Source organism: Luteibacter rhizovicinus DSM 16549 (genome assembly GCF_001887595.1).
GTDB classification, from domain to species: domain Bacteria; phylum Pseudomonadota; class Gammaproteobacteria; order Xanthomonadales; family Rhodanobacteraceae; genus Luteibacter; species Luteibacter rhizovicinus.
Genome location: NZ_CP017480.1, coordinates 4,563,410 through 4,581,958, shown reverse-complemented (window position 1 = coordinate 4,581,958; position 18,549 = coordinate 4,563,410). Strand labels below are relative to the sequence as shown.

The window sequence follows — 18,549 nt, the reverse complement described above, 5'->3', positions numbered from 1 at the left end:
CAGCTCCGTGAGTTTGGACGAAGACCCCGACACACCTGGTGGTCGTCGCCGATTATGTCATCGGGCAAAAGAAACCCCTTGAATAACCAAGGGGTTTTTTCGGCACGGAGCATGTCATTGCGTTGTCGTGGTGTGCTCTTGTTACCCCCTGCTGCCGCTGATGCCGTGATGCACATTGAAGAGGTTCATCGGGTCATAGCGTCGTTTTGCGGAGGACAGCCTGCCGACGTTGTCACCCCAGAAGGCATGCTCCCAATCGGCGAGGAAGTAATCACTTTCGGAGACATACGAGCCGAGCTTCGTGCCTAATCCGCGCAGCGCCGCGGTGGCACGCTCGACGGCGTCGGCTTCCCTGCGCGCCTTATCGGCATCGACGTTCGCTCCCGGCATGCCGGGAAACGCGGGGCCGCCTCCCGCAGCGATGATGACCAGTGCAAAGGCGTCGGCGGCCTGCGGGTTGGTCGCGGTATCGCGCGAGCGCACGCGTACGTCGTCGGCTGCGCCGAACAGGCCCTTGTTGAAATGCAGTCCGACTTCGTGATGCTGCGAGGCATCGAACAAGGCTTTCGCGAGGCGTTCCTGTTGACCGGCGGCGAGCAAACTACCGGGCAACCACAACGACTGATACGCGTGGATCGTCCAGCCAGCTTGTTCGCGATCCCCGGCCCAGACCATATGCGACGGCGGCGCGTCTTTGCGATCGTCGTTCGCAATGAACTGGGGCGCCTTCTCGCGAAAGAACGCCGCATCCCAGAAGTGTCGCGCCGGTAGTGCCACTGCGCTGATCGGTTGGACGATCACGTATTCCGGATGCTGCGCAAGCCAGTCCTTGAACGGCGCCCACGTCGCCTCGGCTTCGTCCCTGGACAGACCCTGGAACACCATCGAGATACCCAGCGCGTTCCCGTCCAGCAAGGTCATCTGTTCGCCCCAGTGCGGATTGCACAAGGCGTCGGCATAGAGGCGCATGGCCTGGGCGATCAGTGCCTGGAAGCTCGCATCATCGGGGGCCTTGATGCGACCGTGCATGCCGCCAAACACATCGGGCAGGTCGAAGGTGCGCAGCGTCACGCGCGTGATGACGCCGAAGCTGCCGCCGCCACCGCCCTTCAGTGACCAGAAGAGATCGGGATTCGTGCAGGCATTGGCGATCAGTAGCTTGCCATCGGCCGTGACGACTTCGGCTTCGAGCAGGTTGCTCGCGGCCGTGCCGAACGCTTTGGAGAAACTCCCGAAGCCACCGCTCTGGATCAGCCCGGCCACGCCGACGGTGGTGCAACCGCCGCCCTGTACGTAGCGACCTGCCTTGGTGGTGACAGCGTCGTACGCATCGATCCACATGCAGCCGGCGCCCATGCTGACGGCGTGCTGCGGGGTCTGCTTGCCGTTGCAGCCCTGGCCGATGAAGGCGTCGTGGAGCTGGATCTGCCGGAGCCGGCGCGTCCAGACGAGCAGGGAGCCCGCCGCGTTGGAGGTGCCCTGGTAACTGTGGCCGCCGCCTTTCACCACGAGGCGAAGGCGCTGGTCGCGTGCGAAATTAACGGCGGCAACGACATCCGCCGTGGACTCGGCCGCGACGGCGTAGACGCTGGGCTGCGACGTCCAGGCACCAAACCAGCCGCTGGTCTGGGTGAGCGACGGCTCGTCGCCCAGGTAGAACGGGTTGCCGAGGTGGGCGAGGGCTTCCTTGGTCGCTGCCGCAGGGGCATCGGGCGCGAAGGGCGAATGGACCTTGATGAGGCGACTACCGACTTGCTTGCGCAGGCGCTCCCAATGATCGGCGTCCGGCCAGGTGGCATCGATGGCGCGCGGGGTGGCGATCGCGCCACCCTGTGAGGGCGACGACCAGGCGAGGGCGGACCGGTTGAAAGCGAGGGCGTACGGTAGGAGTGGCAGGACCAGGCCAGCCTTGAGCAGGGTGCGTCGACGCATGAGCTTCTTCCTTCGTAGGCCAGTGGCGATACGTTAGGCGCTCGGGCGGCGGTGTGTCAGGTGGGAAGGGATGAGATGGGGCGGTTTAGGGACGAGTGGAGGGAGGGGAGGGACAAACCTGCTACCGGTGCGCGAGGTGAGCGCGTCGTCACTCTTCGCACACCGTGGGCGGCCGGTTTCATCACACACCAAGGCGAACGATGGTGTTCTCTACAGGAGAAACGTGATGAGCCAGCAAGATCGCACCACCCAGCACTCCGCCAACGGCGTTGGCGGCTCGAACAATCCGGCCGCGAATCCGGGTCAGGACAAGCCGGCGAAACGCGAAAGTGACCAGGTCGGTCAACAGCGTCCGGAAGACGTTACCCGCGGGGGTGCCGATCAGAAGGGCCAGCAAGATCCCGACAAGGGCGGTCAGCGGTAAGCGTCAGCCCCGGATGTGTGCTTCCACAGTCCGGGACGCCAGCGCGATGGCATCGAGAAGCTCTCTTGCTCCGAAAGGCTTGGCCAGTCGCACTGCGCGGCTAGGAATGCCTTCGACGTCCTCAAAGGGGCGGGAGGAGATAACCACGAGGGCGATATCTTCCCGGGACGCCAGCTCGGCGAGAATCGGGGCCTGCTGGTCGCCTCGGCCGGACGGCAGCGTGGCGTGGCAGACCGCGACCCGGATCGTGGGGACCGAATCCAGCGTGGTCAGCGCCGTTTCGAAATGGCCGGAAACCGCCACCGAGTACCCCCGTGCCGACAAGACCTCGGCGGCCATCTCGGCCAGTTCGCGGTGTGGGTCGAGAATGAGGACGGTCGGCTCAGGCATGGCGCAGTATGCACGCCTGCGATGGGGTGCGGCGGAATATTTTTTCCAGCGGGCCATGCCTACGGAATGGCGCTGGCATGGGCTGCGAGACACCTTTTACCCCTGTCGGCTGAAGGAAAAAGAGTGACTGCGGGGCATATTCCCAAGGCGATGCCCGAGGGGTAATTCGGGGCCCGGCGGTGCGGAATGCGTCGTATAGTGGGAATTCCTGCGCGACAGACCGAAACTGCAACGTCGCGATGGCAGGATGGACCCCTGCCTCAGTCGGATCGTCCCGATGACTACCGATGCAAGCACCGCCGTTGTGCCCTATGCACGCGTCGACGAACTGGGCAGCTGCCTTGTCCATGGGCTGGCGGTGGGGCTCAGCATCGCCGGGCTCGTCGTGCTTGTCATGAAAGCCACCTCGTATGGTGGGCCGGTCGCGGTATTCGCCAGCGTGCTCTACGGCGCAACGCTAATCTTCCTGTTCTCCGCCTCGACGCTCTATCACGCCTTTCAGTATCGCAGCGCGCACGCGCTCCTGCGGACGCTGGATCACCTGGGCATCTACTGGCTGATCGCCGGCACCTATACGCCCTTCGCGCTCATCGCTGTACCGGGAGTGTGGGGCGTCAGCCTGTTCGGCGTGATCTGGCTACTGGCCATTGCCGGCAGCGTGCTGGAGCTCGGCATCCTGCAGCGGTATCACCACGCGGCGGTGTTCATGTATGTCGCGATGGGGTGGGGCGCGATTGCCGCGTTCCAGCCCCTGGCAGCGCACGTGCCCAAGGCTGGGCTCATGTTGCTGGTAGCCGGCGGTGTGGCGTACACCGCCGGCGTGCCGTTCTACCTCGCGAAGCGTTTGCCGTTTCACCACTCGCTATGGCATCTGTTCGTGCTGGCGGGGAGCGTGCTGCACTACTTCGCCGTCTTTCTTTACGTGTTGCCCAGGCCTGCGTAGACCAGCCTGACGAAGTCCTGGATACGTGCCATGTGTCCCCGCAGTAGAATCATGCCGCGTGCCCCGGACGTCCAGGACCGACGTATGATCCGGATCATAAGCAATCGCTATCGTTGAGACGCCATGCTGCTGCGACACATTCGCTACTTCCTTGCGGTCGCGGAGCACCAGAACTTCACGCGTGCGGCCGAGGCGTTGCACGTGTCGCAACCTACCTTGTCGCAGCAGATGAAGCAGCTGGAAGACACCTTGGGTGCGCAGCTCCTCGACCGGACAGGGCGGACCATCCGGCTGACCGACGCTGGCGAAGCCTATGCGCAGTACGCGCGCCGCGCCCTGCAGGATCTCGATGCCGGCAAACGAGCCATTCACGACGCGCAGGACCTGACGCGTGGCGAACTTCGGCTGGCCATGACGCCGACGTTCACCGCCTATCTGATCGGTCCCTTGGTAGCCTGCTTCAACGCGACCTACCCGGGGATCAACCTCCGCGTGACGGAAATGAATCAGGACCAGATCGAGGCCTTGCTGGCGCAGGACGAGCTCGATATCGGCATCGGGTTCATGGACGCGCGCTCGACGGAGATCGAGAGCCAGGCGTGGTTCGTCGAGACGCTTGCGCTCGTTGTGGGCAAAGGGCATCCCTATGCCACGCGGCAGGAGCCGCTATCGCTTCGTGAGTTCGCGAGTGAGCCGCGCGTTCTGTTGAATGGGGACTTCGCTACGCGAATCCATATCGATCGCCATTGCCAGCAGCAGGGGATCAAGCCGCCTATCGCGATCGAAGCCAATTCGGTCAGCGGGATTATCGAGATCGTCCAGCATAGTGATCGTCTTGCGACGGTGCTGCCGGAAGCAGTCGCCCAGCATCACCCAGGGCTTTGCCCGGTGCAGTTGGTCGATGCGATGCCCGAGCGGACGGTGGCGCTCCTTCAACGCAAGGATGCATATCGGACGGCGGCGTGTCGTGCGTTTGTCGCGTTGGCCACGTCGTGGACGACAGGCAACTTCAAGTTGATTTGATACGGTCTTTCCGTTGCCTGCGCTGTTGCTGTCGAAGCCTCGCAGGCAACCATCGCTCTATGCGGTGAGAAGCGCAGAGCGAGGGTGCGGCACGAGTGGCTTCAGTATGCACGGGGGCTTACCCGGTTGTTGGCTGACTTGATTCATGAGGCTGAGGTGGTTGATTGCCAGCGGTTGGCGCAAGGGTTGGAAGCGATGGGTGCTAAGTAACTTCACTGATTACGTTTCCGGGGTTCTTCGGATGCGCCGGCCGGAATGCCAGTCCAGGCTGTTGTTCTCGTGGAACAGAGCGCATGACGATGGCCAGTCGCAAGCCCAACATCCTTTTCATCATGGCCGACGATATCGGCTGGTTCAACGTCAGCTGCAATAACAACGGCATCATGGGTTATCGCACCCCTAATATCGATCGCATCGCGAAAGAGGGTGCCAACTTCACCGATTTCTACGGTCAGCAAAGCTGCACCGCAGGCCGCGCGGCCTTCATTACCGGGCAGTCACCGATACGTACCGGGCTGACCAAGGTCGGCATGCCGGGTGCGACGCTGGGACTGAGCGCCGAGGATCCCAGTGTCGGTGAGTTCATGAAGCACTTCGGCTATGCCACCGGTCAATTCGGCAAGAACCATCTGGGTGATCGCAACGAACACCTGCCTACCGTGCATGGCTTCGACGAGTTCTTCGGCAACCTGTATCACCTCAATGCCGAGGAAGAGCCGGAGTATCCGAACTATCCCAAGGATCCGGCTTTCCGGAAGCAGTTCGGACCTCGCGGCGTCATGCGGTCGAAAGCGACGGACAAGGACGACAGTACGGAAGATCCGCAGTTCGGCAGGGTGGGCAAGCAGACCATCGAGAACACCGGTCCGCTGAACCGCAAACGCATGGAAACCGTCGACGAAGAGTTCCTCGACGCGGCGTTGGATTTCATCGACCGCAAGAGCAAGTCCGACGAGCCGTGGTTCTGCTATTTCAATCCGACACGCATGCACGTCTTTACCCATCTCAAGCCCGAGTCGGTCGGCAAGACAGGTCTCGGCGTATATCCCGATGGGATGGTCGAACTCGATGGCTACGTCGGCCAGTTGCTGGATCGACTCGACGAGCTCGGCATAGCGGACAACACGATCGTGGTGTTCACCACGGACAATGGCGCCGAGGTTTGCACGTGGCCCGATGGCGGGACCACGCCGTTCCGCGGCGAGAAGGACAGTAATTGGGAGGGCGGATGGCGCGTGCCCTGCGTGATGCGCTGGCCGGGTGTGATCGAGCCAGGTCGAGTGATTAACGATATCGCGTCACTTCAGGATTTCATTCCCACGTTCGCGGCCGCGAATGCGGAGACCGAACTGGTCGAGAAAGTGAAGAAGGGATTCGAGATGGGTGGCCGGTCGTACAAGGTGCACCTGGACGGCTTCAATTTACTGCCGTTTCTCTCGGGCAAGGAGAAAGCCTCGCCCCGCGAGGGCTTTATCTACTGGAGCGACGACGGAGAGTGCATGGCCGTGCGTATGGGGCGCTGGAAAGTGGTCTTCGCCGAGCAGCGTGCCGAGGGACTGCAGAGTTGGCGTGAGCCGCTGTCCGAAATGCGTATACCGAAATTCTTTGACCTGCGGGCCGATCCGTTCGAGCGGGGCGAGGAGAGCTTCAAGTACAACGACTGGTTTCTTGAGCAGAATTTCCTGCTTTACGCTGCGCCACCGCTTTTGGCCAAGTGGTTGCAGAGTTTCAGGGAGTTTCCGCCGCGTGCCAAGGCGGCGTCGTTTAGTATCGATAGGGTGATGGAGGCTATGGTGCCGAAGAGCTGAAGGGTCGGCTCGAAGCGGCGAGGCGGTCGTGGAAAGGAACGTCGTCAGGATGTGTTCGCAAGGACCTGCCGATGCGACAGGCCCGTCACCGGTGGGCTGCGAGGCTAGCGTCTCCCAGCCGCCGCCAGGAACGACCCATGGACGCCATCGCACTGCTCAAGCAAGACCACACTCTCGTCAAAGACCTTCTCGAACAGCTGGCCGATTCGACCAGCCGCGCCGTCAAGAAGCGCGGCGAGCTCCTGCAGCAGATCCACGTCAATCTCAAGGCCCATACGACGATTGAAGAAGAGATCTTCTATCCGGCGTTCAAGGAAGCGGGCAAGAAAGAAGAAGAGAAGATGTATTACGAGGCGCTTGAGGAGCACCGCGCCGCAGAGGATCTCGTGCTGCCCGACCTGATGAAGACGGACCCGGCAACGGAGCAGTTCTCAGGGCGCGCCAAGGTGTTGAAGGAGCTCATCGAGCATCACATCGAGGAAGAAGAGCAGGAGATGTTCAAGGACGCCAAGAAGCTTCTGAGTAAGGAGGAACTGAACGAACTCGGCGCCCGCATGGAAACCCGGAAGGCAGAGCTTCTGGCCGAGTTCAAAGCGGCCGCCTGACCTTTACCTCGCCGTGAGTGGGTTTACTTGATGACAGCGACGTCGGGATCGCGTTAGGCACTGTCTGATCTTCCCTCATATCACCGGCGCCCGTGCGGCGCCGGTGGTGTGTCATGCGAGCAACTCAGGGAGTGAGCACGACCTTGCGGCAGTCCTCTTCCTTCTTGTCGAAGATCTCGTAGCCGCGCGCCGCATCAGCGAGCTTCATGCGATGTGAAATGATGATGTCCGGCTGCAGTTTGCCGTCCTCAATGAAGTTGAGGAGCTCGGGCAGGTACTTCTGTACGTGCGTCTGTCCCATCGCCAGGGTGAGGCCCTTGTCGAACGCATCGCCGATCAGGAAGGCGTGGATGAAGCCGGCATAGACGCCGGGGATGCTGACCACGCCGCCGCGGCGCGTGGCGGTAATGCATTGACGAACGACTTCGCCTGAACTTGTCTCGAGTTTCAGGGCACTCAGGACGGTCTCGGTGGTGCTTCCCTTCGCCTCGAAGCCGACGGCGTCGATGCTGGCGTCAACGCCTCGGCCTGCCGTTTGTTCGAGGATGAACTCGGACGGGTCGGTGGCGCTGAAGTCGACAGGAATGACATCAAACGCGGCGACGGCAAAATCAAGACGATAACGTTCCTCATCGACCATGAAGATACGTTCTGCGCCGAGCATGCGTGCGCAAGCGGCCGCCATCAGGCCGACTGGTCCTGCGCCGAAGATGGCGACGGTGGAGCCGCGCTCGATCTTCGCGTTCAGCACCGCCTGATAACCCGTCGGCAGGATGTCCGAGAGGAACAGAACGCGTTCGTCGGCAAGGCTGCCAGGAATCTTGAACGGGCCGACATTGGCCTTGGGTACGCGGACGAACTCCGCCTGACCGCCGGGAACGCCACCGTAGAGATGCGAGTAGCCGAAGAGTGCCGCGGGTGGCGTCATCTTGGGGCGCTTCCGCAGGCTGGCACCCTGGTCCGGATTCGTGGTCTCGCACGCGGCGAACTGATCGTTCTCGCAGAAGAAGCACTTGCCGCACGCGATGACAAAGGGGATGACGACACGATCGCCAACGGCCACGTTGGTCACTTCGGAGCCGGCGTCTTCCACAATGCCCATGAATTCGTGGCCGAAGATATCCCCGTGCTGGGTCTCTGGAATCTTGCCGTGATACAGGTGCAGATCCGAGCCGCAGATGGCCGTGGCAGTGACGCGGAGGATGACGTCGTCACCCGCGAGGATCGTCGGATCGGGCATGGTCTCGACGCGGACGTCTTTGGAGCCGTGATAGGTCAGTGCCTTCATTCGTGCTGCCTCCGGGGTAAAGCAGCATCGTGGTCCCTACTTGTTGAAAGGCAGGTGGGCGATGAGTCCCCAAGGTTGACGATCGCCTTCACAGAGCTCGTCAGGTTTCTCGCTAGGCGCCGAGGAAAGCCATTGCGCCCAAGCCGCCGAACATCAACAGCGCCGTGAATCCGACGATGACTCGGTTAAGCAGAGGACTGGGTTGCCCCTGCATGATCTTGTTGTCGCCCGTGACCAGGAGCAGGGCGACCAGCAGGAAGGGCGCAAGCATGCCGTTGACGACGGCCGACCAGACAAGCACCTTGACCGGATCGAGGTGAAAAAGGTCCAGCAGCGCACCGCCGACCGTGGCGACGATGAATACGGCATAGAACGACACCGCTCGCTTGAACCGCTTGTCGAGGCCAGAAACCCAGTCGAAGGTCTCGGCAAAGGCGTATGCCGCCGAACCCGCCAGCGTCGGAATGGCCAACAGTCCCGCACCGACCAGCCCGCCGGTGAAAAGCAGGAAGGCGTAATCGCCAGCCAGCGGTTGCAGCGCGCTCGCGGCATCCTTTGTCGACTGCACGTCCTTGCCATGGGCGTGCAAGGTGAAGGCGGCCGTGAGGATGATGAAGAACATCACCAGATTCGAGAAGAACGTACCTGTCCAGACATCGAGCTTGCGGTCACCCAGCTCACGCCTGGTCGCGTTGCGTCGCCACGCCAGGAGGCGCCGGCCCTTGGCCTTGTCTTCTTCCACTTCCTGGCTCGCCTGCCAGAAGAACAGGAAGGGGCTGATCGTGGTGCCGAAGAGCGCCACCAGGGAACTCCATCCCTCCTTGCCGTGGGGAAGCGAGGGAAGGAAGGTATCGTGGGCAACCTGGCCCCAATGGGGTTTCGCCAGAAAGGCCGTCACGATGTAAGCCAGGAGGACCATGGCGAGCCATTTCAGGACGCTGGCCAGCTGTTGATAGCGCAGGCGGATGGCCAGCAGGCAGATGCCGATCCCATAGACCCACACCCACAGCAGGCGCGGACCGGCGTGCAGCATTTCCATGGCATCGCCCATCCCGGCGAGATCGGCCGCGATGTTCAGCAGGTTAGCGGCGAGGAGGGCGACGGCCCCGATGCCGACGAGCCAGCGCGGAAACTTCTCCCGCAACGCCCCGCCCAGGCCTTTGCCGGTGACCATGCCGACCCGGGCACACATCATCTGGACGACCGCCATCAGCGGCCAGGTGAGAAGGGCGGTCCACAAGAACTGAGTGCCGAACTTCGCGCCCACCACCGAAAACGTGGCGACGCCGGAGGGATCATCGTCCGCGGCCCCTGCGGTCAGGCCAGGGCCGAGTGCGCCGAGAAACCTTCTCAGGCCCTTGGGCTTGGGAGGCGTGTCTTCATTCGGCTTAGGCATCGGCGTTCCCGACCTGCTCATGGCGGCGCCTCAGGTAGATCACTTGGCCCGTTACGCCAGCGACCAGGAGGGCGGCGTTGCTGGCGATGAAAACAGGATTCTTCACCAGCACGCTGTACACGAGATACAGCAGGGACGCTGCCATCTGACCGATGAAAAGCCACTTGGAAACCCCTTCCACGGTGGGTGCATGCGCCTGCCTCCAGATTTGTCGGCCGATGGTCGACAGCAGGACAAGCGAGGCGAGCCAACCCAGAGGTTCGGGACTCAGGAGATGCGATGCGAGATCCATGGTTGCCCCCGGGTGAGGTTCTCTTTTATCAGCACGAATGTGCCCGCTGCATCACAGAAGCCCGAGGATCGCGTGAGGTACGGCGCAGGCGCATGCGAGGATGTGTCGGCAGCAGGGGTCTCGTTAGCGCGGGACGACACGGGTGAGGCCTCGCGAACGGTGTAGTGGCTCATGTGTCGTTCGCGTTGGGCCTTGCGGTTAGCGCGGCAGTCCAGGCGGAAGTTCCGCCTGTCAGCGACGCGCAACTGGCGACTGACGCAACGCTGATCGCAAGTGGCCGCGTAACGGCGGTCTCCGAACGCGATGACTCCACGTATCCACGCGGGAAGAAGGAAGGGGCTCTGGTGACCGCTCACTACACGGTGACGATGGACGTGAGTAGCGTCGAGAAAGGAAGTCTGTCGGCGGAGGATCGCTCGCTTCAGTTCACGGGCTACTCGAATACCCACGTCCCGGCACATTGGGTGGGTGGGACCAATACCATGCGCCTTGAGGTTCGGCCGGGTGACGAGATCAAGGTCTATCTCCAGCGAGAGGGCGACCATTGGGTGCTCTTTCATCACCTGGGTTTGTGGCTTAGGCGGTGATGAGTGAGATCTCACCTGAAGTCGGCGCTACTCGCCGGTGTTGTAGAACTTGTCGATGCGAATCGTGCTGGCGACGCCCTTGAACGTGGGCATCGGTTCTATCGTCGAGACTTCAGCTACGTAGTGCCCGTATCGTTTCGCGTAGAAGCCGCATACGGAGATGTGAGATTCATTGTCGACAGTGGCGTAGAGCTCGAGGCGGCACTGGGATGTGTCGCTATGTGGCAAGGGTTGATCGGTATTCCTGGCGACGATGCATGAGCCGGCGTTTCGTATCGACCTCGCCCTGGCGAACGTCGAAGGGGATGGTGATGCTCTTGCCTTCGGTATCGACCGCGAAGGGAAGCGATACGGGAAGCGCAGAAGGCGCGCTGCGGGACTCACTCATGCCGTAGGCTCCCGTTCCGATGGTGGTGGCGCAGACAAATAACAGGCAGAACACGGATCTGGCGCGCATATCTGGCGATCCCTCTCCTTAGAGCTCAGAGCTGATATTCGCACCCCAGAGGAGACGGAGACTCGATGCGGGTCGCAACTCCCGCAAAGAAAAAGCCCCGGCCGTCTCCGGTCGGGGCTCATCTTTATTGGTGGAGATGGCGGGAGTCGAACCCGCGTCCGAAGGCGTTTAATCTCCAGATCTACATGCTTAGCTCACCGTTAGATCTCGTCCGCCAGCAGCACGGTGTGCGAAGCGCACCGACGGACATACCTGATTGATCTAGCGTCAGACCCACAGATGGAGAGTCTTTCGGCGGTCTCATGATAGTGACCCTACACCGACGAGCATGAGCACAAGATCGGTTCGGGGGTAGGGCCTTTTTTAGGGGCCGAACGCTTTAGGCGGCGAGAGCCACCGAAGCGTCATTACCGTAGTAGTTGTCATTGGCAACTATAGTTTTTGCAGCTGGTTTAACGAGGAAAGCTACCCCCTCGGCATGCACCAGTAGATCGCACTACCCCCGTCGAAACCAGAACATCCCCGGGGAAAACGTGGTGAGACTACATCTCTCAGTATATGGCCGGGACAGGCCACTCACAATGGGCGCCGCCCGTCCGTTCAGGTCAGCCCATCTTGTTGTGGGAGCGCATGACCCGCTGTTTGTCGACCGCCCACTCGCGCTCTTTCTCCGCGGTGCGCTTGTCGTGGTCCTGCTTACCCTTGGCCAGGCCGATCTCGCACTTCACCTTGTTGTTTTTCCAGTACATCGCGGTGGGCACCAGGGTGTAGCCCTTGCGCTCGACGGCGCCGATCAGGCGGTCGATTTCCTCGCGATGGAGCAGCAGCTTGCGCGTGCGCCGGTCGTTGGCGATCACGTGGGTGGAGGCGCTGATGAGCGGCGGGATCTGGGCACCGACGAGAAAAACCTCACCGTGCTGGATGATCGCGTAGCAGCCCTCGCCGAAGTTGATCCGGCCCGCGCGCAGGGACTTCAGCTCCCAGCCTTCCAGGGCCATGCCGCACTCGAAGCGCTGGTCGATGTGATATTCGTGGCGCGCGCGCTTGTTCAGCGCAATCGTGCCGCCGCCGTCTTTTTCCGTGTCCTTCGGTTTCGCTTTTGCCATGTCCGCTAAAATCGGTCTATCGGATCCCTGATACAAGGCCGGCGGGTCCGTGAGCCGGCAAATGAGACGAGGTCAAAGCAGTGATTGAAATCCGCCGCAGTGCGATCGTGCCTTTCACGCCCGCGCAGATGTTCGACCTGGTCAACGATGTGGAAGCATACCCAAAGCGCTTCGGCTGGTGTGACGCCGCTGAAGTGCTCGAGCGGGAAGACAACGTGCTGGTGGCACGGCTGGATCTCAAGTTCGCCGGGATCAAGCAGAGCTTCACCACCCGGAACACCACCGACAAGCCCCACAGCCTGGCCATGAAATTCGTGGAAGGCCCGTTCCGCTCGCTGGATGGGGTGTTTACCTTCCAGGCGTTGGGCGATGTCGGCTGCAAGATCGCCCTGGCGCTGGACTTCGACTACGCCGGCCTGGGGGGTGCGGTGCTGAGGATGGGCTTCCAGCAACTGGCCAACCGGATGGTCGATGACTTCTGTGACGAGGCGCGCCGCCAGTATGGCTGAGCTCAGCGTCGAGGTGGCTTACGCAGGACCGGAGGGGCAGGTCGTCCTTGCCCTCGTCGTGCCGTCGGGTACGACGGCCTGGCAGGCGGTCGAGCTGGCTCGAGGCGGTCTGCCGGAAGGGGTGACGCCGGACCCGGTCCGACTGGGCATCTTCGCCAGGAAGGTGGCCGCGGACCGTGTGCTGGAGGAGGGCGACCGGGTGGAACTGTACCGGCCGCTCACGCTCGATCCGATGGAGGCCAGGCGGCGCCGCGCCAAGCGCGGCGCCTGAAGGGCCGTCTTACTTCTTGTCGTCCGACGAGCTGCCGCCGAAGATGCCGCCGTTGTCGTCATCCTTCTTGTCGTTGGCGCTGGTGTTCTTGTCACCCTTGGTGCCGTTGACCGGGTCGTTCTTGTACTTCTTCGAGTCCTTCAGCAGCTGCTGGGCGTCCTGGGCGAAGAAATCGCCTTCGGTACGGACCAGGGTGTCGTTATTGAAGGTCAGCGTGAGCGTACGGGTGGTCATCTTCCCGCCACGATGCGAGAAGGTGGACACATAGTCCCAACGGTCGTTATCGAAGGGCGAGGCCACCGAAGGGGTGCCCAGCAGCACCAGGACCTGGCGCTTGGTCAGACCCGGCTGCAGCTGTTCGACGTTTTTCTTGTCGAGCAGGTTGCCCTGCTGCACGTCGGGGGTATAGATAAGGCTGCAGCCCCCGATGGCGACCGCCATCATGGCTATACCCAGCGTGCGGCGAATGAGCTTTTGCATGCGTAGTAACGTCCGGATCGTGAAGCCTGCGATGATACACTAAGCGCCTGACGGCACCGCGAGGGGGTCTCTAATGGACCAGGAAACAAAAGAACTGCGTAAAGCGGGGCTTAAAGTCACACACCCGCGCATGCGGATCCTGCAGATCTTCGAGGAGGCGGACGAGCGCCACCTTACCGCCGAAGACATCTACAAGCGTCTGCTTGCGCACCAGGAAGACATCGGGCTTGCCACGGTGTATCGGGTACTGACCCAGTTCGAAGCTGCTGGCATCGTCATGAAGCACAACTTCGAGGGCGGGCAGGCCGTTTACGAGCTGGATCGCGGCAAGCATCATGACCACATGATCGATGTGGACAGCGGGAAGGTCATCGAGTTCATCAGCGAGGAGATCGAACGCCTCCAGCATGAAATCGCGGAACGCCACGGGTATGTGATCGAAGATCACAGCCTGGTGCTGTATGTGCGTCCGAAGAAGAAGCGCTGAGGCGGGTTTTCGCGGCTTGGCAGATGAGAAGGGCTCCCGAGAGGGGGCCTTTTTCTTTGGGGGGCTGGCTTCTTGTGGGGACTGAGCTTTTTGTGGGAGCCGGCTGTGCCGGCGATGGGGTTTGCGGTGATCTGGTTATCGCCGCTGAAGCGGCTCCCACAGGGGAGCGGGGTTTTGCGGGTTGGGGCGGCACACATAAAAACGCCGCTGGCGGACTCCTGTCCACCAGCGGCTTGATCCGATGTTTCCATGGTTCGTGAATCGCGAGTTGCTCGCTGGATCCACGTTTCACCACTTCGCATCGGCGAGGCTGACATCCTGTCGCCTCATCAGGTCGATCGTCCCCACGACCGACCTGGGCTCACCGTCTCTCGACGGCGGCTCCCCCACATCGATGACGGAATCGTAACGAACCGTTCACCGACCCGGTATCGGAAAATTTCCTATGTGAGTTCCGATACTTGTGCTGCGTAGCAGCACGCGCAGGTGTAGTCCGATGGGCTCGGGATGGATGCGAAAGATGCCGCCCAGCGCCGTGATGCGATCGCTCATGCCCTGTAGGCCGCGCCCGCCACCGTCTGTACGAATTGGCCTCGGGGTCGCAGGCAAGCCGGTGCCGTCGTCACGGATGTCGAGGATGGCCACCGGACCGCTGTCGCGCAGTCCGATGCGTAGCCGCAATTTCAGTTCTTTCGCACCTGAATGGCGAACCACATTGGTCGCACTTTCCTGCACGACACGATAAATAGCGGTAAGTGTCTCGTCGTCGAGCAGCCGCGGTTCGCCCCGCAGGTCGGTCACGTAGTGAATGCCGGCGGCGGTCAGCATGTCGCGCACGGGGCCTTCGTCCAGCGCCCGGAGCAGCCCGAACTCGTCGAGAACGGAAGGGCGCAGGCTGTCCAGCATCTTATGTAGCGCCCGGCGCATGTGGCCGAGGATGCCGTTGATCGACTGCCCGATGTCGTCCAGGCCCGCGTTGCCCAATCGTTGCTGGGCCAGCTTCAGGTGGGTCTGGATGGCGGTGAGGTTCTGGCCCAGCTCGTCGTGCAGCTCGGCGGCCATGTGCTTGCGCAGGTCTTCTTCGGCCTGAAGGTTGCCGCGCGCGGCATCGCGCAACTGGCGCGCGAGCTGGTCGAGGCGCTGGTTGGCGGCGGCCAGGTGGGTGTTCTGCTGGGCGACACGCTCGCTGCTTCGACGCAGGGCGTCGGTGGCGGCGCCGAGCATGAGAGTGCCGGTACCCGCCACGGCGAGGAACAGGTGGGCGGCGGCCGTCGGCGCGCCCCGGCCGATCATGTCTTCGGTCACATTGAGGCCGACGCTGGTAATGAGCATGGCCAGGCCGGCACCGCGCCAGCCATGCCGGAAGGCGAAGAACAGCACGGGTGCCAACGAGAGCACGCGGGCGAACTGCGGCTGGGGCGAGTACTCGGCGAGGGTCACCAGGATGGCCAGGGACGGCAGCATGACCAGCAGGCCGTCGAGGAGCAGCTCGGCGAGGGCGGACTGGGTCGGCCTTTCGCGGAACATGAGGATCATCACCGGCACGACCAGCAGGACACCCAGGTAGTTGCCGAGCAGGTCGCTACCGAAGGTGGTGCCGAGCATTTCCACCGGAGCGGCGGGATGCAGCGAGGCCATCATCGCGGCGTTGCCGGCCGTGGCGACCGTGGCCGTGACCATGGCCGACAGCAGAAGACGGGCGACGTCTTCCGGGGTGTTCAGGCTGGCGTGCAGATGGGCGCGGCGCAGCAGCCAGAGACAGGCGGCGACCATCAGCGGCTCGGGTGCGTCGCCCAGCACGAAGCCCGCACCGCCGATCGGCAGGCCGCTACGCCACTCGCAGAAGGCGCTGGCGAGGATCTCGGCACCGAGGATCCAGAACCAGTTGCGCGTCCTCATCAGAAGGAGGGCGCCGAAGCGCAGGCCGAAAGGCAGCACCCAATACGGTTGTTCCGTCGGCCAAAGGAGGATCCAGGCCGCCGCATAGAGGAGGGCGAACAGGGGGCCGGCGAACCGGGAGAGGGCGTTTACTCGCATCCCCCGAATGTTACACGCCGAACCTCATGTAACGTTGCACACTTCCACCCATACGCACGCGTCGGGCGAGCCTGTTACATTCTGTCCATGCCAAGAATCGTCCTTGTAGATGACCACGCCATCGTTCGTGAGGGTTTCAAACGCCTGATCGAGCTGGAACCTGACCTCGACGTCGTCGCCGAGGCCAAGAACGCCGATGAGGCGGTGGACGCCGTGACCCAGCATCGCCCCGACCTGGTGGCGGTGGACCTGTCCTTGCCCGACGGTAGCGGCCTGCCCCTGATCGAGCATCTGGCGAGCATCTCCCCGGACATGAAGATCGTGGTACTGAGCATGCACGACGGCGAACCCTACGTGTCCGAGGCGCTACGCCGCGGTGCGCGTGGCTACGTGACCAAGGGCGTGGCACCCGAGGAGCTCGTCGTTGCCGTGCGCGCTGTGTTGAGCGGCGAGCAGTACCTGAGCTCGGATCTGCGTGAGCGTCGCTCGGGCCGGTCCTCGGTGGACCTCGATCCCTTCAATCGGCTGACGGCGCGCGAGCGCGAGGTTTTCCTGTTGCTGGCGGCCGGACGGGCACCGAAGCAGGTGGCCGCCGAGTTGGGCATCGGGCAGAAGACGATCTATATCCACCGCGCTGCGGTCATGAACAAGCTCAATGCGGGGTCGGAACTCGACCTTTACCGGATGGCGCAGGAGCGGGGGCTCATTCGCGCCTAACCCTGCGCCCGGTCGAGCATCTTCTTGGCGTGGGCGCGGGTTTCCTTGGTGATTTCCACGCCGCCGAGCATGCGCGAGAGCTCGTCGCGGCGGCCAGCGGCGTCGAGGGTGTGGATACGCGTGCGGGTGGCTTCGCCGTCGCTTTCCTTGGCGACCTGAAGGTGTGCGTGGCCTTGCGCGGCGACCTGGGGCAGGTGGGTGACGCACATCACCTGGACGCGTTCGCCGAGGGCGCGCAGTTTCTGGCCGACCACTTCGGCGACCGCGCCGCCGATGCCGGTGTCCACTTCGTCGAAGATCATGCAGCCGATGTTGTCGTTGCCCAGCGTGGCCACTTCGATAGCCAGGCTGATGCGGGCGAGTTCGCCGCCTGAGGCCACCTTGCGTAGCGGGCGCGGCGGCTGGCCGGGATTGGCGCTGACCAGCAGTTCGCAGCGTTCGCGGCCCTGCGGATCGGGCTCGTTGCCTTCGACGCGCTCGAGCGAGACCTCCAGACGACCGCCGGCCATGCCGAGCTCGCCCATCAGGGCGGCGACCGACGTGCCCAGACGGCCAGCGGCCGCGGCACGTGCGGCGGATAGCGACGCGGCGGCTTCGTCATAGGTCTTGTGCAGACGATCGCGCTCGCGGCCGAGGCGATCCAGGGCATCGCCGGCGCCTTCGAGTTCGGCCAGGCGCTCGCGGATCTCCTCGGCCTTTACCGTCAGTTCCTCGATCGGCAGCCGGTAACGGCGCGAGAGGTCGTGCAGGTGGGTGAGCTGGGTGTCGACTTCGGCGAGGCGCTCGGGGTCGAGTTCCACGTCCTGCGCGTAGCGACCGAGGCCGTCCACGGCTTCGCCTACCTGGATCTGTGCGCTGTCGAGCAATTCGAGGGTCGGTACCAGCGAGGCGTCCAGTTCGGCCAGGCGCGACAGTTCGGCGTGCGCGCGGAGCAGGGCGCGACCCACGGCGAACTCGCTCTCGCCGTCGAGGATCTCGACCACGCCGTTGGCGCCTTCGGCCAGCCGTCCGGCGTTGGCCAGGCGGCGATGCTGGGCTTCGAGTTCTTCCAGCGCCGCGGGCGACAGGGCCCAGCGGTCCAGTTCTTCCAGTTCGTGGGCAAGCAGTTCGATCTGGCGCTCGCGATCGTCGCCGCCGGACAGGCTGCGGATGCGCGCGACGGCGTCACGCCAGGACTTCGCGGTGTCGCGGACGCTGGCCTGCAGCACCTCGTTGCCGGCGTAGGCGTCGAGCAGGGCCATCTGGTGCTGGCGCGAGAGCAGGGCCTGATGTTCGTGCTGGCCGTGGATCTCCACGATGAGCGCGGCCAGGGCGGACATCTGCGCGAGGCTGGCGGGGCGGCCGTTGATCCAGCCGCGCGAGCTGCCTTCGACGCGGATCACCCGGCGCAGCTGGCAGGTCTCGCCGTCGTCGAGTTCCTCCTGCCGGAGCCACGCGGTCGCTTCGGGCAGGCCGGTGAGGTCGAATTCCGCGGCCAGCTCGGCGCGGTCGCTGCCGGAGCGGACCATGCCGCTGTCGGCGCGGGCGCCGGCCAGGAGCATCAAGGCGTCCACGAGCAGGGATTTGCCCGCGCCGGTCTCGCCGCTGACCACGGTGAGCCCGGGCCCGAAGGCAATCTCGGCTTCTTCGACAACGGCAAATTGGCGGACGTAGAGCGAGGTGAGCATGGCGACCGATGGCGGCGGATGGAATCGCGCCGATTGTAGCGGGAGGCGCGTCGCAGAAGCCGAGACTTGCAACAAGGGCGTCGAGACCTTATTGATAGCCGGACGAACCAACCCCTCCGGCCCGCCCACG

The 18,549-nt window shown here is 63.2% G+C and carries 21 protein-coding genes and 1 other RNA gene; 10 read left to right on the top strand and 12 right to left on the bottom strand.

The features are described 5' to 3' along the window. Positions 1 to 141 precede the first annotated feature (141 nt). Entirely contained in the window at positions 142 to 1,932 is a 1,791-nt protein-coding gene (locus BJI69_RS20935) for an FAD-binding oxidoreductase (protein ID WP_046965860.1), read from the bottom strand. Positions 1,933 to 2,158: 226 nt separating this feature from the next. On the opposite strand from BJI69_RS20935, the gene BJI69_RS20930 reads away from it, so the two are divergent. Further along, positions 2,159 to 2,356, top strand: a complete 198-nt coding sequence (locus BJI69_RS20930; protein WP_046965861.1) for a hypothetical protein — start codon at positions 2,159 to 2,161, stop codon at positions 2,354 to 2,356. Between the two features lie 3 nt (positions 2,357 to 2,359). Here BJI69_RS20930 and BJI69_RS20925 read toward each other — a convergent pair whose 3' ends face one another. Then, positions 2,360 to 2,746: a response regulator transcription factor gene (locus BJI69_RS20925; protein WP_046965862.1), complete on the bottom strand. Its 387-nt coding sequence runs from the start codon at positions 2,744 to 2,746 to the stop codon at positions 2,360 to 2,362. Positions 2,747 to 3,023: 277 nt separating this feature from the next. Between BJI69_RS20925 and trhA the strand changes: the two genes are divergently transcribed. From trhA to BJI69_RS20905, 4 genes are all read left to right on the top strand, one after another. Continuing rightward, positions 3,024 to 3,689 carry a PAQR family membrane homeostasis protein TrhA gene (gene trhA, locus BJI69_RS20920; RefSeq protein WP_046965863.1) on the top strand — a complete coding sequence of 222 codons (666 nt, stop codon included), beginning with the start codon at positions 3,024 to 3,026 and terminating at the stop codon, positions 3,687 to 3,689. A gap of 123 nt (positions 3,690 to 3,812) precedes the next feature. After that, on the top strand, positions 3,813 to 4,712 hold the full coding sequence (gene cynR, locus BJI69_RS20915; RefSeq protein WP_046965864.1) for a transcriptional regulator CynR: 900 nt from the start codon (positions 3,813 to 3,815) through the stop codon (positions 4,710 to 4,712). Positions 4,713 to 5,005: 293 nt separating this feature from the next. Next, positions 5,006 to 6,520, top strand: coding sequence for an arylsulfatase (locus tag BJI69_RS20910; protein WP_211258446.1), 1,515 nt, complete (start codon positions 5,006 to 5,008; stop codon positions 6,518 to 6,520). A 137-nt stretch (positions 6,521 to 6,657) separates the two neighbouring features. After that, a complete protein-coding gene (locus BJI69_RS20905) occupies positions 6,658 to 7,125 on the top strand; it encodes a PA2171 family ribosome-binding persister protein (protein ID WP_046965865.1) in 468 nt (155 codons plus the stop codon). Positions 7,126 to 7,249: 124 nt separating this feature from the next. Here BJI69_RS20905 and BJI69_RS20900 read toward each other — a convergent pair whose 3' ends face one another. From BJI69_RS20900 to BJI69_RS20890, 3 genes are all read right to left on the bottom strand, one after another. After that, complete coding sequence (locus tag BJI69_RS20900; protein ID WP_046965866.1) at positions 7,250 to 8,413, bottom strand: zinc-dependent alcohol dehydrogenase; 1,164 nt, start codon at positions 8,411 to 8,413, stop codon at positions 7,250 to 7,252. A gap of 112 nt (positions 8,414 to 8,525) precedes the next feature. Beyond that, positions 8,526 to 9,809 carry an Nramp family divalent metal transporter gene (locus tag BJI69_RS20895; RefSeq protein ID WP_046965867.1) on the bottom strand — a complete coding sequence of 428 codons (1,284 nt, stop codon included), beginning with the start codon at positions 9,807 to 9,809 and terminating at the stop codon, positions 8,526 to 8,528. Next, the gene (locus BJI69_RS20890; RefSeq protein ID WP_046965868.1) at positions 9,802 to 10,101 is read right to left on the bottom strand and encodes a hypothetical protein; all 300 of its coding nucleotides are present in this window, start codon (positions 10,099 to 10,101) and stop codon (positions 9,802 to 9,804) included. Before BJI69_RS20890 ends, BJI69_RS20895 begins: the two co-directional genes overlap by 8 nt. 344 nt (positions 10,102 to 10,445) lie before the next feature. Here BJI69_RS20890 and BJI69_RS22445 point away from each other — a divergent pair, with 344 nt between their 5' ends. Beyond that, a complete protein-coding gene (locus BJI69_RS22445) occupies positions 10,446 to 10,688 on the top strand; it encodes a hypothetical protein (RefSeq protein ID WP_125903152.1) in 243 nt (80 codons plus the stop codon). A 27-nt stretch (positions 10,689 to 10,715) separates the two neighbouring features. Here BJI69_RS22445 and BJI69_RS22690 read toward each other — a convergent pair whose 3' ends face one another. The 4 genes from BJI69_RS22690 to smpB form a co-directional block, all read right to left on the bottom strand. Continuing rightward, positions 10,716 to 10,916 (bottom strand): hypothetical protein, encoded by a 201-nt coding sequence (locus BJI69_RS22690; protein ID WP_046965870.1) that lies wholly within the window; start codon positions 10,914 to 10,916, stop codon positions 10,716 to 10,718. Next, positions 10,906 to 11,076: a hypothetical protein gene (locus BJI69_RS22570; protein ID WP_154670756.1), complete on the bottom strand. Its 171-nt coding sequence runs from the start codon at positions 11,074 to 11,076 to the stop codon at positions 10,906 to 10,908. Before BJI69_RS22570 ends, BJI69_RS22690 begins: the two co-directional genes overlap by 11 nt. Positions 11,077 to 11,273: 197 nt before the next feature. Then, positions 11,274 to 11,669, bottom strand: a transfer-messenger RNA (tmRNA) gene (ssrA, locus tag BJI69_RS20870). An 81-nt stretch (positions 11,670 to 11,750) separates the two neighbouring features. Continuing rightward, on the bottom strand, positions 11,751 to 12,251 hold the full coding sequence (gene smpB / locus BJI69_RS20865; RefSeq protein ID WP_046965872.1) for an SsrA-binding protein SmpB: 501 nt from the start codon (positions 12,249 to 12,251) through the stop codon (positions 11,751 to 11,753). 80 nt (positions 12,252 to 12,331) lie between these two features. Between smpB and BJI69_RS20860 the strand changes: the two genes are divergently transcribed. Together BJI69_RS20860 and BJI69_RS20855 are read left to right on the top strand one after the other, a co-directional pair. Beyond that, positions 12,332 to 12,760 carry a type II toxin-antitoxin system RatA family toxin gene (locus tag BJI69_RS20860; RefSeq protein ID WP_046965873.1) on the top strand — a complete coding sequence of 143 codons (429 nt, stop codon included), beginning with the start codon at positions 12,332 to 12,334 and terminating at the stop codon, positions 12,758 to 12,760. Continuing rightward, the gene (locus BJI69_RS20855) at positions 12,723 to 13,031 is read left to right on the top strand and encodes an RnfH family protein (protein ID WP_244890701.1); all 309 of its coding nucleotides are present in this window, start codon (positions 12,723 to 12,725) and stop codon (positions 13,029 to 13,031) included. Before BJI69_RS20860 ends, BJI69_RS20855 begins: the two co-directional genes overlap by 38 nt. 9 nt (positions 13,032 to 13,040) lie before the next feature. Here BJI69_RS20855 and BJI69_RS20850 read toward each other — a convergent pair whose 3' ends face one another. Further along, positions 13,041 to 13,511 (bottom strand): outer membrane protein assembly factor BamE, encoded by a 471-nt coding sequence (locus BJI69_RS20850; protein WP_046965875.1) that lies wholly within the window; start codon positions 13,509 to 13,511, stop codon positions 13,041 to 13,043. Between the two features lie 73 nt (positions 13,512 to 13,584). Between BJI69_RS20850 and fur the strand changes: the two genes are divergently transcribed. Beyond that, positions 13,585 to 13,998: a ferric iron uptake transcriptional regulator gene (gene fur, locus BJI69_RS20845; protein ID WP_046965876.1), complete on the top strand. Its 414-nt coding sequence runs from the start codon at positions 13,585 to 13,587 to the stop codon at positions 13,996 to 13,998. 417 nt (positions 13,999 to 14,415) lie between these two features. Here the strand turns inward: fur and BJI69_RS20840 are convergent, their stop codons facing one another. After that, positions 14,416 to 16,035 carry an MASE1 domain-containing sensor histidine kinase gene (locus tag BJI69_RS20840; protein WP_046966298.1) on the bottom strand — a complete coding sequence of 540 codons (1,620 nt, stop codon included), beginning with the start codon at positions 16,033 to 16,035 and terminating at the stop codon, positions 14,416 to 14,418. Between the two features lie 87 nt (positions 16,036 to 16,122). Here BJI69_RS20840 and BJI69_RS20835 point away from each other — a divergent pair, with 87 nt between their 5' ends. After that, positions 16,123 to 16,752, top strand: a complete 630-nt coding sequence (locus BJI69_RS20835; protein WP_046966299.1) for a response regulator transcription factor — start codon at positions 16,123 to 16,125, stop codon at positions 16,750 to 16,752. On the opposite strand, the gene recN is transcribed toward BJI69_RS20835, so the two are convergent. Then, positions 16,749 to 18,419 (bottom strand): DNA repair protein RecN, encoded by a 1,671-nt coding sequence (recN, locus tag BJI69_RS20830; RefSeq protein WP_046966327.1) that lies wholly within the window; start codon positions 18,417 to 18,419, stop codon positions 16,749 to 16,751. The two genes, BJI69_RS20835 and recN, sit on opposite strands and share 4 nt — an antisense overlap. Positions 18,420 to 18,549: the final 130 nt, after the last annotated feature.